Origin of the sequence: Mesorhizobium sp. LSJC269B00, from assembly GCF_000502815.1 — a bacterium.
GTDB lineage: Bacteria > Pseudomonadota > Alphaproteobacteria > Rhizobiales > Rhizobiaceae > Mesorhizobium.
Genome location: NZ_AYVN01000010.1, coordinates 186,389 through 200,016 on the forward strand (window position 1 = coordinate 186,389; position 13,628 = coordinate 200,016).

Genomic DNA, 13,628 nt, shown 5'->3' on the forward strand with positions numbered 1-13,628 from the left:
CGCAGAGCGCCAAGAGGCGCGCGAACACGCCAGCGATAGCAACGGCGTCGCCATTGCCGCCGGCGACCAAGCTATCCTCATCCGGTGATCCGAGCAGGGCCAATACCTCGCGCCGCTTTTTGCCGAATGCGGCTTCAGCCTTGCAGCCGGCAAGGCTGGCAGTCACCGTCTCGTTGGCTGCGCGCTGCGGCTCAGGCCGCACCTGCCACAGGCCCGAACCGGTGATGGCGTGCGCCACCACGAGGCGCAGCGCCACGGCGGGATGGTCGAGCATGGCCGCGCGCACGGCGGCATGGCGATGCAGATCGACATAGTTGTGCATCGGGCCGGTGACTTCGGGGCGCGGCAGCTTGGCGGCTGTTTCTTCTTGCTCGCCGCCCTCGCGGGCGCGGCGGGCTTCCTTGCGTGACAGCCAGCCCTCGTGACACTCGACCTCGCCGCGATGCGAGACAGTGATGATGATCTTGCCGCCCTTCTTCTTCGGGGTCTTCTCGTGGTCCATGCGTGGAAATACTGGCCCGGTTCCAGCGCACAACCTCGCTCCAGCCCTCGTTGAGATAGGTGTCGCGTTTGGTGGCAATCGCTTCGTTCTGCTTTTGCCAGAACAGGTCGGCATCGGCGAAATAGCTGTCGTCGCCGAACAGGTCCGAGGTGATCAGGCCGGGATACTCCTCGATGGCAAACAGTGCCACCTTGGTGGAAATCGACTGGCCGCCGAACAGCCATTGCTTCAATTGATAGCCACGCGGCGCGTATTGATCGGGATCGGCACAGAGTGCCAGCCAGTCCTTCTGCTGCGCCTTGGAAGACATGGTGAGATGGCGCACCGGCTCGGTGTCGATCTCCTCGCGCCGATAGGCTTCGCGGATTTTGGGCAAGAGGTCGCCAAGCGCCAGAATGCGTTTGACCTTGAGATCAGTGATGCCGAAGGTCACAGCGATGTCGAGAACGGTGCGGCCTTGCCTGACAAGCCGCGAAACGTCTCCCATTGCCATACTTCGTCAGGATCGAGGCGGGCGAGGTTTTCGATCAGGAAGCTTCGAGCGCATCGGCGTCGTCACCGTCCTCCATGATGGCGCAGGGCAAGGGATCGCCTTCACCGCGCTCGTCGGCAAGCGATTTCGCGGCGAAATAGCACCGCCTGCCGGGTTGTCCCCGCCGCGGAGGCCGAAGGCCGACGCGGCGGGACGGTTTTTGCGCCTATCGGCGCTGCTGTTCCGCCGTGTCGGGCGGAAGCTCGGAATGGGGCTTTGATAGGGCGTCTGCTGCCTGCCGCAGCAGTCGCTCGGCCTCGGTGACGTGGCCGCAAAGTGCGGGCGGCTTCGGCATGGACGGAGATCGGAAAGCGCGCCTGGAAATGCAGGTCGCGCTCTATGCCGAGGCCAAGCGGCCCTTTTACGGATGCAAGCTCGGCCAGACTGACGCTGCCAAGTTCGGGGAAGCCGAAGCCGAGATCGCAAAGACCGAACAGCGTGTCGCCATCGGCTTCGAGTTCGCTCAGAAGCGAGGTCGCGGCACCTGTCGGATCAAACAGTTTCACAACGGGAAAATGGTCGATGTCGGCGCCGGCGGCGCCATGGGCGAGCAGTCGTGCGCGCAGTGGATTGGTGATCAGGATCATGGAAAGACTCCTTGTCAGAACGGGTCGCGTTGACTTCTTGCGTCCGGCGGGAGAAAGGTTCACCGGACCTTCCTCTGATCCGCCTCCCCATTAGAGACCGACCTCGAGCAGCTTTGCGCCGCGCGCGGACACATCGGCGCGTCCATCAGGAGGGTTTGCCCGCGTGGTGATCGGCTGGACGCCGGGAATGAGCGTCTGCTCCTTTGCGGCGTCGGCTCGGTCGCGGTCAGTTGAGGATCGCGCATCGTCATGCCGCAATCCCTTCTTGCGCCTCGCCTTCCGCATCGGCCGGAAGGCCAAACAGGAAATCAGCGGCCTTCGAAGCTAGGCTGGCGGCACGGAATATAGCGCGGTTGTCCTCGCGCAGCACCTTCAGCCATGAGCCGATGTAATCGGCGTGACGCACGGTCGGCTCGATGCCGAGATTGCTGCAGACGAAGGCGGCAGTGATTTCGGCGACCAATTCTTCACGCGCGTAGGCCTTGGAGCCGAACGAGCCGGAGAGGTCGCGAGCAAGCCGCGTCGGGTGGCCGGTCCAGTGGCCTAGCTCGTGAAAGCAGGTCCGGTAATAGTCGATCTGCTGATGGAACGCTGGCTGCGGCGGCACCTGAATGTGGTCGCTGCCCGGCATGTAGAAAGCGCGATCGCCGCCGACCCTGAAATCCGCACCGCTGGCGAGAATGAGCGTCTCGGCCTGCGGCACGATCTCGCACTGTGGCAGCGGCTCGGCAGGGGCATGGAGGTGTTCCGGAAGATTGTCGCATTGCGCGACATTGAAGACGGTAAAGCGCTTCAGAAAAGGCACGGCCTGTGGTGCATCGCCCTCGTGGCGTGCGCGCTCCTTCTCGTTCTTTGGGACAAAGCGGTCGGCATGCACGATAGTCGTGCCGCGCTCGCCCTTCCTGACATTGCCGCCCAGGACAAGCGCCTGCCGGAAGGTCAGCCAATTCTGGCTGGGATAGCTGCGCTCGATGACGGCGCCCCACAGGATGAGGATATTGATGCCGGAATAGGTGCGCCCCGTGGACGCATTCCTCGGCAGGCCGAGGCCTGCTTTTGCGCTGCCCCATGGCTTGACCCATGGCACGGTGCCGCGCTCCAGCTCGGCAATGATGCGGTCGGTGATCTCCTGATAGAGGCTTGCGCCTGGGCGCCTGCCCTTGCCTGCGCCAGCCTCTCCGCTGGTGGTACGCTTGCTGTTTGCACGCATGTGTTATCCTCCGCTCGCCAATCGCCGCGCCTTTCCCCGGAAGCGGGGTGGGCGGCGAGTCGCGACCGGAAAGGCCCGCCGTGGTAGGCGGACCGCATCCGAAGGACCGGAACGAAGAGGAGGACCCTGAGCGGCACGCGAAGGGTTGCGGGCTGCCGCGGCGGGTCTAGAAGGGAGTGCCGCCCGCCCCGCGCCACCGGGAAAGGCCAACAGACAAACCGCGCCGCCCGCAAGGGCGGCGGCCGTCACAGCCCGAAGGGCTGCCCACGCCAAGGGGCGAAGCCGAATGGCCGAGACCGCCTGAGCTTGCCGAAGAAAAGCGGGCTCGGTTCACGAGCACCTGGTGCGCGTCGTCAGGCGCGCGGGCGCCCGCCAAGTTTTTTCGCACATGGTCAGGCGCCGCAGTTACGTCGAGAACCAAAAGGCATCGGCGCCGTGCACGCGGCTTCCTCCGAAAACCAGCGCTCGCCTTTCAACAAAATTGAGGCGTTGTCCCACTCAATATTCCTGTCCGTGATCATGATAGATGCGGCGCGCCCGCTAGGACCGGAGGCTGGAGAGAATCTCGCACGGATCAGCGTCAAGGGCCGCAGTTATGTCGAGAAACTCGATGACATCGAGACGCCGCTCTGCGCCCTCGTACTTGGCCACGAAGGATTGGGGACGACCAAGCTTGTCAGCCAGCTGCTTCTGGGTCAGGCCTTTGGCCTTGCGCAGCAAAACCAGCCGGGCCAGGAACCGCTGGTGGCGGGGCGATCGAAGGGATTTGGGCATGGAGGCGAACCGGTCGGGTAAAGACCGGATCAGCGACTAATCCCGGTTTCGGATTATCCCATTTTGGGATATACTGCCTGCGCTCACAGGCGAGGTTCGCAGGCATGAATGGACCAATGGGAACAGATGAGACTCGAAGCTCAAGTTTGAGTGATGAAGTCCCCTGGTCGGAGAACCTCACGAGCTACGACAGGGAGCATTTCACGATCTACCTGCGGATCCTGGATGCCTGCGCCGAGAATGCCAGCGAAAAGGAGATGGCCGAGCGCATCCTCGGCATCGACCCGTCCATTGACCCGGTCCGCGCCCGCAAAGCTCTTCGCAGCCATATCGACCGTGCGAACTGGATGGTGACGACCGGCTACAAGGAACTGTTCGCCGGCTGATGCACAGCGCCCAATGCCACGTGTTTCGAGTAGGCAAGTCTCTGTAGCCAAATTCGGCAGCGCACGGCCGCGACAGCGGGCGCTGCGGGAGCGGTCACAACTGGTTCGCGTACTGTTTGACTGCCATTTCCAGTGCTTGCATCAAAGGCACAGCCTTGGAGAAGAGGAAGCCTTGGGCGGTTCGGCAACCAAGCTTGTGCAGGGTTTGCCGATCCGCCTCTGTTTCGACGCCCTCGGCCATGACCTCGATCCCGAGCATGTCACCGAGTTCGATGACGGATTTGACAAGCAGTCGGTCCTCTCGGGACTTGGCCAAGCCGCGAATGAAGCCTTGGTCTATTTTCACCTTGCGTATCCGACGGTCCTTGAGAGATGCCAAGGTAGAAAAGCCGGTGCCGAAGTCGTCGAGCGCGATGGAAATACCGGCATGCGAAAGCCGTCCGAGCTTTTCATCCACTCTGTCCGGATCCACCGGCGATTCTTCGGTAATCTCGATTTCGAACATCGTCGCAGGCAGGCCTCTTGCGGCCAGACCATCCAGAACCATGTCGTCGATATCGCCGGCTTCCAGTTCGCGCGGGGAAACATTCATCGCCACACGAATGTTACGACAGTCAGCTTTCACCAAGCCGTCGATAAAAGCACAACAGTCGGCGAATACGGTTTGCGTCAGCAGCTGAAGCATTCCGGTTTCGCGTGCGGCTGTGATGATTTCGGGTGGAGAGATGGCACCATGTGTCGGATGGGACCATCTCAGCAAGGCTTCAAAACCGACCACGGCCTCGGTGTCGAGTTTCACGATCGGCTGGAACCAAGGTTGCAATCTTCCCGTCTTTATCGCCGAATGAAGGTCCCGTTCGATGGACTGGCGGCGTTGGAGTTCCCGGTCGAGTTCGGCATCGAACAGGCAAAATTCGTTCCTGCCATGGCGCTTGGCCGTATAAAGGGCGATATCGGCCCGCAACAGCATTTCAGTCAGGCTCGACGTCTGCGCCAAGTATATCCCTATCGATGCCCCGACGCGCACGGACGCGACCCCGATATAGGGGCGAGCAATTTTGGCTATGATATTGGAGGCGAGATCACTGGCAGAAAGCGAAGCTCTCGTTGAGGGAAAAACCAGCACGAATTCATCGCCGCCGATACGAGCTAGCGTTGAGCCTTCCGGTGCTTCCTGCTCTATGCGGCGGGCGATCATGACAAGCAGTTCATCACCGGTCCTGTGACCGTAGGTGTCGTTGACAGATTTAAAGCCGTCCAGATCAATCAGCATTGCCACGAAGGGGCCATCCGCGGTCTTGAACCGACCGATGGCGTGTTCAAGGCCCCGCCTGTTGAGAAGGGCGGTCAAATGGTCCTCCCTGGAGTTGCGCTCCATTTCCGACGCAAGTCGCTCTGCCTCATGTCTCAGGCGGCTTGCTTCGCGGAAGCGCGCCTGCCCAACAAACGAAGCTCGGACCAAGCCGCCCATGAAGAGCAGAACGGTGAAAGCCAGAATGTAGCGTTCAAAATTGCCTTTCGCCAAAAGGCACGCCACCGTGATGAGGAGTGGAGGTGTGATGAAGCTGGTCGCCGCCGCGGCATACGAACTGCCATATGTAACCGCACCAGCTGAAATGCCCGCCAGTATGACCAGATGCATCGGTGCTTGAGGTGTTGTGTATCCAACAGTCAGCACGGCCGGGAAGGACCAGGCAAACCCTGCCAGAAGGGCAAGGACGCCAAACATGCGAAGGCGCGGCAAAACGCCAAGCGAATCCTGATGGCGCCCCGTTTCCTTCTGAAAACGGGCGAGTGCAAGCCGGGCGGCATTTAGCGCATTGACGACCAGGAACCAGCTTGCAGCGGCAAAGCCGCCGCCAGAAAGGGCCTGCACCCCGCAAATCAGGCCTGACAGGATCGCGCTTATCGGCATCGACACGAAGAGCCCGGCCCTCAGGTCAGCAAGCTGATCCTGACGGATTTTGGCCTCCAGCGATTCTTCTTTCTTTAGGGGTGCCATGAATGGACCAGCTTGCTTCCGTCATTGTTCGCGAGGACCAAACCTATGCAAGCCCACTGAAGGACGGGTTAACTACCCAGCGAGGGTAACCGGTGCGCTCACCATGCTTCGGGTCACACCTTTGGCTTAGCATTGCCGAATCATCAAGGTTTCGCCCGCGCGCGTGCCTTGATCCGAATCATGCCATGATCGGCAACGTCACCAGGAAGCAGCCTTGCCCGCGACGCTGCGAGCCAGCAAGACAAAGAAGCCGCCGAGACAGCGCTCCAGAGCGGTAGCGCTCTGTGCGATTCACCGCCTGAGCATGGCCGAAATGCCATGGCGGACAAAGGGAAGATGTTGGGCAAAGCGGAGCCCAGCATGTCTTGCAAGCCGTGCCGCCGGGTGCTCGCTTGAGTAAAGACCGACAAGCATGTTGGTGGCATGATAGAGCGGCGCCGCCGACAGCCGCAGCCGGCTTTCATATCTGCCGAGCATGTCGGGATCGGCAATGTCGCGGCGTGCGCGACATGCTGTCAGTATTTTATGAGCGAGTTGCTCCTGGCCGCTGAGGCCGATGTTGAAGCCATGCGCGGTCACCGGGTGCATGCCGATGGCAGCGTCTCCTATAAGTGCCGCACTCGGTGCCGAGAACTTGTGCGCCCAGGTCGTGACCAGCGGATAGGCATGGCGGGTGCTTGCCAGGGTCAACTGCCCGAGGCGTCCTCGACACCGGTTCATCAATTCCATGAGGAACAATTCGTCATCGAGAACAGACAGTCTATCGGCCTCGATTGAGCGCAAAGTCAGAAGCAGCGACGACACGCCTTCCATGAGCGGCAACATCGCTATGGTCTGATGGTGGTCGAACCATTCGACCGCGATCTGGCGATGGAAGCGCTCGTGCCTCACTCGGCAAATCAGCATGGAGTGGCCAAGCGGATGGATGTTGGCGCCAATGCCGAGCAGGTCGCGCATCGCGGACAAACGCGAATCCGCTGCTACGAGCAGCCGAGCGGCCAATTGCCTGCCATCAGAAAGCGTTATGACCGCCTCGTCGTCGCTGGTTGTTGCATTCACGACCGAGTTGCCGCACAGCAGCCGGGCATGATCCTGGAAGTAGACAATTTTGAACAGGGCATCGCGGATCCGACAATTTGGGACCAGAAATCCGAGTGGTTCCCCAGATCCGCTGCGAGTATCGAAGCACAGGGCGAAAGGGCTCGATCCGTTGAGCACGCGCGCGCCATGAAGCGGTGATTTGTCAGATGCGGGCATGGCGTCCCAGGCGCCGAGCTCGCGAAGGATTCTCACCGAAGCGTGCGTCAGCGCGATCTCGCGACCGTCGAAAGCCGGATTCGCCAGGCTGTCGAGCGACTGCCGTTCAACCACTGCCACCTTGAGTCGGCTCAGGGCGAGCGATGCTGCGAAGGCAAGTCCGACCGGCCCAGCTCCGACGACAATGATGTCGAATGTGTCGACAGAGCCGGCCATCAGCGTGCCGCCATAGCGGCTATCTGCGATACGAAGCGCTCTTGAAGCATCGCAATCACCCACGGTTTGCCGCTCATCTCCCCATCGTCGATAGACATGCGTTCTCCGTTGGAAGCCTGGTCAATGAAACCACGCCGACGAAGAGATAACGCTGATCTGGATCAACCAGGCTCGATAACCCGGCAACGGCGGGTTCACGGTCGAGTGGTCGATTGCCGTGAAAACGTTTGCATGTCTAGGCATTCTGAATGGTCGGCTTCCCAATCGCGTGCCCCTACTGGCCAAAGGTTCGGCAACGTATTGTGGCTGATCCGTTCTTCGCACGCGCGCCGATATCATCATGACGAGGCAATCCAGCAAAGACTCGGTCGACTGACGACCAGCATCCGCACAGTCGTTGGGCGCCGCCAACCGGTTCAGCCTCGCGGCTCTTCCCGATCGATAAGGATGCGCTGGGCGGAGCCGTCGAGATCTTCGTATTGGCCGCTCTTCAGATCCACAGGAAGCGCCGGTCCAAGCCCACCAAAACAGGCAGCGGCCATCGCATTCCGTCAGGACGGGCATCTTGCTGCCGACAGCGTACTCTCCGCCCATGACGGGCGCTAGACGCCGAAGGAACTCGCCGACGGCCTCATGTCCAAGTGATGTGGGAAGGGAGCAGAACCAAAGGGACTCTGCTCCGCGTCCCCGCCTTTTCCGCAGCTATGAAACCTTCACCGAACGGATCCGTACTGAGGAGGAGGCCGTCCTTGACTTGCCCGACGCCGGCAACCTTCTCAGCCGCAACGATCGCTGCCTTCCGCTGACGCTCGTCGACAATCGCCCCCTTCAGTTCGACAAGGCCGTCGCTGACCCTCACATCGATCAAGTCACCACCGCTCCAGGTTTGTGACTGCAGTTCGGCAAGGATAGCCTTGCGGATCAGGTCGTCATCGGGTGGCGTGGTTCCCTGTTTCGGCATGGCGCGGATCAGGACAAGCAGCAAATCAGTTCGCGTGATGATGCCGATGACCCTGTCCCGATCGACAATCGGAAGATTGTTGATGCGATGTTGCATCATCAGGTCGACAATATCTGCAATCGAGGCGCCAGGAGGCGCCGAGATGACGGGTGTGGTCATCACCTGATGGATGATCCGTCCGTTCGAGCGCGCATAGTCATTGGCGACTGTGCCCGGGCCAAGATCAAACTCCAGCCAGCGCGGACGCACACGCTGGGTCCCAAGTTCTTCTCGGCGCAAGAAGTCGCTTTTGCTTACAATTCCAACGAGGGCACCGTCGCTGTCGGTTACCGGGAGGCAGCTGNACTCCAGCCAGCGCGGACGCACACGCTGGGTCCCAAGTTCTTCTCGGCGCAAGAAGTCGCTTTTGCTTACAATACCAATCAGGGTGCCGTCGCTGTCTGCTACCGGCAGGCAGCTGACCTTGTTTGAAAGCATGAGCTCGACCGCTTGCGCGATCGTCGCGTTCGCATCCGTCGTGATGACTGGCTTTGTCATTATGGATTCGGCTTGCATCCTCACCCTCCTGATCTTTCGTCGGACGACGATAGGACATCCCGACCCGCGGCGCGTTGATCTGAGTCACTTGGAACGAGGAGGATTCTCCGCGCAGTCGTCGCGGTCGATTAGAATGCGCTCCGCAGCGCCATCGAGATCATCGTACTGGCCGCTTCTCAACGCCCACAGGAAGCCGGACAGGCCGAGTGCGCCAAGGAACAACGCCACCGGAATGAGATAGGCGAGCGTCGTCATGAGGATCGGGCCAAGGTGCCGGCCCGCGCGGGCCTGTCCTGCCGCGCAGTTTCGGACGACGCACCCGTTGCGAAGCCTTGCAGACGCATTGCGTTTCCAATCACAAGCAATGACGAGGCAGACATCGCGACCGCCGCGATCAGAGGCGTAACATGACCCAGAATGGCGATCGGCACGGCCACAGCATTGTAAACGATAGCAATTGTTATGTTCTGTCGGATCAGGCTTCCCGCCTTGCGCGACACGTCCAGCGCCAGCGGGATCGCCAAGAGGCTTTCGCGCAGAAAAACGAAGTCGGCTGCATTGCGGCCAATGTCGGCCGCCGTGGCGGGTGCGATCGAGACATGCGCGGCGCTCAGCGCCGGTGCGTCGTTGAGCCCGTCGCCAACCATCAGAACCTTGTGCCCGTCTCTCGCCAGACTCTCGATGCGTTCAACCTTGCCGGACGGGAGCAGGCAGGGAACGAAGTCATCGACACCGAGCACGTCCGCAATCTCGGCGCAGGCTTTCGCGGTATCGCCCGACAGCATTTCCACGCACATACCAGCGTTGCGCAGTTGATCGATCGCTGCCCTGGTGTCGAGGCGTAGCGCATCTTCGAAAACGAAGGATGCGACAATCATGCCGTTTTTCGTCAGCACTGTTCCGCCGTAGCCATGTTTGCCTTCGCCGCCGGTTCGCGCCTTCCAACCAGCCCATCCGCGTCGACCCAGCCGCCAGGTGATACCGGCGGCGGTGGCTTCGATCCCGAAACCCGGGTGCTCGGTCACCGCGTCGAATTTGTGCTGGCTGCTGCTGACGGCAAAGCCGGCAATGGCCTTTGAATATGGATGACGCGAATGCGCGGCCAGGTCGGCAGCGATTGCCAGCATGGCGGGATCGATCGACGACGTGTTGACGAGCCTGGGCTGGCCAAGCGTGAGCGTGCCGGTCTTGTCGAACACGGCTGTATCGATCGCTGCCAGGCGCTCCATGGCCGAGCCGTCCTTGACCATGATGCCATTCTCAAACAGGCGCCGCGCGGCGACCACCTGAACGATTGGGACGGCGAGGCCAAGCGCGCAGGGGCATGTGATGATGAGAACAGCGATGGCAATCGTCATCGCCCGATGCCAGTCGCCGGTCGCCGCCATCCAGCCCGTGAATGTTACCAATGCGGTGAGATGAACCACGGGCGCGTAGAGTGCCGACACGCGGTCGGCGATACGGCGATACCGGGCGCGACCACCTTCGGCGGCCTCCATCAGCCGAACCATTTCCGCCAAGAACGAATCCTTCGCGGCGGCTGTGGCCTCTACCGTCAGCGGACCGGTAAGGTTGAGGACGCCGGCCTGCACGGTGTCTTCCGGCGCCACGCTACTGGGCGTGCTCTCGCCGGAGACCAGGGAGCAGTCGACGTCCGATGTCCCGCGCACAATTTTGCCATCGACAGGGATTCTTTCGCCGGCGGCGATCAGCAACAGCATGCCCGGTTCGATCTCGCCCACCGGCAGATAGTCCCGAGCGCCATCGCCGCGCAGCACCATGGCACCGCGTGCGGCCAATTGTGACAGGCTCTTCACAGCGGTGCGGGCGCGTTCCCGCATCCCGTGATCGAGCGTGCGACCGATCAGGAGAAAGAACAGCAGGGATACCGATGCGTCGAAATAGGCGTGGTCGCCATGGGTGATCGTCTCATAGAGGCTCATGGCGTAGGCCAGCGACACGCCGACGGCTNTCGAAATAGGCGTGGTCGCCATGGGTGATCGTCTCATAGAGGCTCATGGCGTAGGCCAGCGACACGCCGACGGCTATCGGCACGTCCATGTTCATGTGGCCGTGGCGCAGCGCATTCCACGCCGACTTGAAGAAGATCCCGCCGGCGAAGGCCAGCGCAGGAATGGCGATCAGAGCCGAGACCCAGTGGAACAGGTCGCGGGTGGCGCCCTCGGCGCCGGACCAGACCGACACCGAGAGCAGCATGATGTTGCCCGCAGCAAAGCCGGCAACAGCGACGGCGCGGATAAGCTCCGAAAGCATCTTGTCCTTTGCATCAATCTCGGCTTCGAACAAATGCGCCTGATAGCCGAGCCGGCCGAGCACAGCGACCAAAGGTGGAGCCTCGTCGCCGCGCCAGCGGACTGAGACCCGCTTGGTTGACAGGTTCACGCGAGCTGCCTCGACGTGACCGAGTTTTCCCAAGGCCGTCTCGATCGTCTGGATGCAGGCGCCGCAATGAACGGTCGGCACCGAAAGGTCGGTCTGATGAAGGTCGTCGCCAAGCGATCGGCTGGCCAGCCTGACCTCCTGGCTGGACGGCAGAACTGAAGTGGCGCTGACAAGATCCAGCGCGACTTCCGCGCCCGGTGCACAGCAGCTCATTTTAGCGCTCCATTGGAAATCATGACCCTGCGCACGTCGCGATAAGGTCTTGCCAGGCCGGCATCGGCGTCTATTTCGATGATCCAGACACCATCCCTTGGCACGTGTTGTGCTGCAAACTCCTGGCCAGAGACCAGGGCGAGCGTTACGGACTCATCCTCTTTCTCGTAAGCCGGATGGCGAAACAGCACCTTCACGCCATGCAGGGAAACCGGTTTGCCCGCGGCGTCGATGATGCNTTTGCCAGGCCGGCATCGGCGTCTATTTCGATGATCCAGACACCATCCCTTGGCACGTGTTGTGCTGCAAACTCCTGGCCAGAGACCAGGGCGAGCGTGACGGACTCATCCTCTTTCTCGTAAGCCGGATGGCGAAACAGCACCTTCACGCCATGCAGGGAAACCGGTTTGCCCGCGGCGTCGATGATGCAATAGCGGACTTCGCCCCATGCGATGGTCAACTGGCCGGTCCAGCCAAGCGCTGCCTGCGCACGGCCTTCCTCGGCCTTCTTGTTGAATTGTTGGCTCGCCACATAGGTATTTTCGACGACAAGGCCGGTCCAGCTTGTGTTGGCAAGCGTCGCCATCGTCAGATTGACCGCGATGACCACGCCGAAAAAGGCAAGGATGGTGGCCAACATGTGCCTGCCGGTGAATTCGCGGGGTCTTCGCGTGGTGGCGGTCATCTGGCGATCTCCGGCGCATTGAAGGTGGCGGTGTATTCGTTGGACTCGAAGCTGACCTTGTCTTCGACGCGGAATGTGAAGGTCTGCGCCTGGCGATTAATCTGATCGGCGGGCAGGCGCACGAAAACCTTCAGCATCTTCAGCCGGTCGGGTTCGACCTGGACCGCAAAGGAGCGATCGGCGGGGAGGTCGACGCCAACGATGCTCATCTCCGCGCCTGGCAAACCCCCGAGGGTGACGATAATCGTTCTCGGTTCGGGGATCATGTTCAAGAGCTTGACGGTATAGCCATTGCGGATCGAGCCGTCCGAGAGCGTCACGAATTGCGGGTTGCGGTCGTGCAGGACATTGATTTCGAGCCGGTCGCGCGTCAGCAGCGAAAAGAGCAGGCCCAGCCCGATCAGCGACCACATGGCCATGTAGACATAGNCTTCAGCCGGTCGGGTTCGACCTGGACCGCAAAGGAGCGATCGGCGGGGAGGTCGACGCCAACGATGCTCATCTCTGCGCCTGGCAAACCCCCGAGGGTGACGATAATCGTTCTCGGTTCGGGGATCATGTTCAGCAGCTTGACGGTATAGCCATTGCGGATCGAGCCGTCGGAGAGCGTCACGAATTGCGGGTTGCGGTCGTGCAGGACATTGATCTCGAGCCGGTCGCGCGTCAGCAGCGAAAAGAGCAGGCCCAGCCCGATCAGCGACCACATGGCCATGTAGACATNTCTCGAGCCGGTCGCGCGTCAGCAGCGAAAAGAGCAGGCCCAGCCCGATCAGCGACCACATGGCCATGTAGACATAGGTTCGTGGCCGAAAGATCTTGTGGATATGGAAATGCGCCACCCTGTCCGAAAACAGGCCGTCATCCGGCCTGACCAGTGATGGATTGACCGAGCTGGCGCCGCCGGCGGTGGCCAGGATCATGTTGGCGTTGTAGTCGGAGAGCGTCGCGTAGGAGATCAGTCCTCGCGCTTTGCCGAGCTTGTCCATGACGCCGTCACAGGCATCGATGCAGAGCGCGCAGGTGATGCATTCGAGTTGCTGACCGTCGCGTATGTCGATCCCCATCGGACAGNACATGGCCATGTAGACATAGGTTCGTGGCCGAAAGATCTTGTGGATATGGAAATGCGCCACCCTGTCCGAAAACACGCCGTCATCCGTCCTGACCAGCGACGGATCGACCGAGCTGGCGCCGCCGGCGGTGGCCAGCATCATGTTGGCGTTGTAGTCGGAGAGCGTCGCGTAGGAGATCAGTCCTCGCTCCTTGCCGAGTTTATCCATGACGCCGTCGCAGGCATCGATGCAGAGCGCGCAGGTGATGCATTCGAGTTGCTGACCGTCGCGTATGTCGATCCCCATCGGAC

11 protein-coding genes and 4 pseudogenes are annotated in these 13,628 nt (G+C 61.3%); 2 read left to right on the forward strand and 13 right to left on the reverse strand.

Going from position 1 to position 13,628, the window contains the following annotated elements:
• Positions 1-455 precede the first annotated feature (455 nt).
• Positions 456-1,073 carry a hypothetical protein gene (locus X771_RS1000000169330; protein ID WP_245262710.1) on the forward strand — a complete coding sequence of 206 codons (618 nt, stop codon included), beginning with the start codon at positions 456-458 and terminating at the stop codon, positions 1,071-1,073.
• Positions 1,074-1,200: 127 nt separating this feature from the next.
• Here X771_RS1000000169330 and X771_RS1000000167100 read toward each other — a convergent pair.
• From X771_RS1000000167100 to X771_RS1000000167105, 3 genes and pseudogenes are all read right to left on the reverse strand, one after another.
• Positions 1,201-1,621, reverse strand: a pseudogene (locus X771_RS1000000167100) (DUF2958 domain-containing protein).
• Between the two features lie 247 nt (positions 1,622-1,868).
• Entirely contained in the window at positions 1,869-2,831 is a 963-nt protein-coding gene (locus X771_RS143115) for a zincin-like metallopeptidase domain-containing protein (RefSeq protein WP_023689409.1), read from the reverse strand.
• Positions 2,832-3,371: 540 nt separating this feature from the next.
• Positions 3,372-3,605 carry a helix-turn-helix transcriptional regulator gene (locus tag X771_RS1000000167105; RefSeq protein ID WP_023708050.1) on the reverse strand — a complete coding sequence of 78 codons (234 nt, stop codon included), beginning with the start codon at positions 3,603-3,605 and terminating at the stop codon, positions 3,372-3,374.
• A 104-nt stretch (positions 3,606-3,709) separates the two neighbouring features.
• Here X771_RS1000000167105 and X771_RS143105 point away from each other — a divergent pair, with 104 nt between their 5' ends.
• Positions 3,710-3,991, forward strand: coding sequence for a DUF2285 domain-containing protein (locus tag X771_RS143105; RefSeq protein ID WP_081731646.1), 282 nt, complete (start codon positions 3,710-3,712; stop codon positions 3,989-3,991).
• Between the two features lie 94 nt (positions 3,992-4,085).
• On the opposite strand, the gene X771_RS143100 is transcribed toward X771_RS143105, so the two are convergent.
• From X771_RS143100 to X771_RS1000000169905, 10 genes and pseudogenes are all read right to left on the reverse strand, one after another.
• Positions 4,086-5,993 carry a bifunctional diguanylate cyclase/phosphodiesterase gene (locus X771_RS143100; RefSeq protein WP_023689412.1) on the reverse strand — a complete coding sequence of 636 codons (1,908 nt, stop codon included), beginning with the start codon at positions 5,991-5,993 and terminating at the stop codon, positions 4,086-4,088.
• A gap of 291 nt (positions 5,994-6,284) precedes the next feature.
• Positions 6,285-7,466, reverse strand: coding sequence for a 5-demethoxyubiquinol-8 5-hydroxylase UbiM (ubiM, locus tag X771_RS143095; protein ID WP_023689413.1), 1,182 nt, complete (start codon positions 7,464-7,466; stop codon positions 6,285-6,287).
• A 631-nt stretch (positions 7,467-8,097) separates the two neighbouring features.
• Positions 8,098-8,982 (reverse strand): CBS domain-containing protein, encoded by an 885-nt coding sequence (locus tag X771_RS07490; RefSeq protein WP_023689416.1) that lies wholly within the window; start codon positions 8,980-8,982, stop codon positions 8,098-8,100.
• Between the two features lie 66 nt (positions 8,983-9,048).
• Positions 9,049-9,219: a cbb3-type cytochrome oxidase assembly protein CcoS gene (gene ccoS / locus X771_RS143090; RefSeq protein ID WP_023689417.1), complete on the reverse strand. Its 171-nt coding sequence runs from the start codon at positions 9,217-9,219 to the stop codon at positions 9,049-9,051.
• A pseudogene (locus X771_RS01000000165265) lies at positions 9,216-11,580 on the reverse strand (heavy metal translocating P-type ATPase). Before X771_RS01000000165265 ends, ccoS begins: the two are co-directional and overlap by 4 nt.
• Positions 11,577-11,810: pseudogene (locus X771_RS143085) on the reverse strand (FixH family protein); the annotation flags it as partial. The pseudogenes X771_RS01000000165265 and X771_RS143085, both read right to left, overlap by 4 nt.
• Complete coding sequence (locus X771_RS143080; protein ID WP_023689419.1) at positions 11,774-12,265, reverse strand: FixH family protein; 492 nt, start codon at positions 12,263-12,265, stop codon at positions 11,774-11,776. The pseudogene X771_RS143085 and the gene X771_RS143080, both read right to left, overlap by 37 nt.
• Positions 12,262-12,684, reverse strand: a complete 423-nt coding sequence (locus X771_RS0134610; protein WP_031202947.1) for a FixG Ig-like domain-containing protein — start codon at positions 12,682-12,684, stop codon at positions 12,262-12,264. Before X771_RS0134610 ends, X771_RS143080 begins: the two co-directional genes overlap by 4 nt.
• A complete protein-coding gene (locus tag X771_RS1000000169335; protein ID WP_348625476.1) occupies positions 12,666-12,977 on the reverse strand; it encodes a FixG Ig-like domain-containing protein in 312 nt (103 codons plus the stop codon). The genes X771_RS0134610 and X771_RS1000000169335 overlap by 19 nt, the downstream gene beginning before the upstream one ends.
• 292 nt (positions 12,978-13,269) lie before the next feature.
• Positions 13,270-13,623, reverse strand: a pseudogene (locus tag X771_RS1000000169905) (4Fe-4S dicluster domain-containing protein); the annotation flags it as partial.
• Positions 13,624-13,628 lie beyond the last annotated feature (5 nt).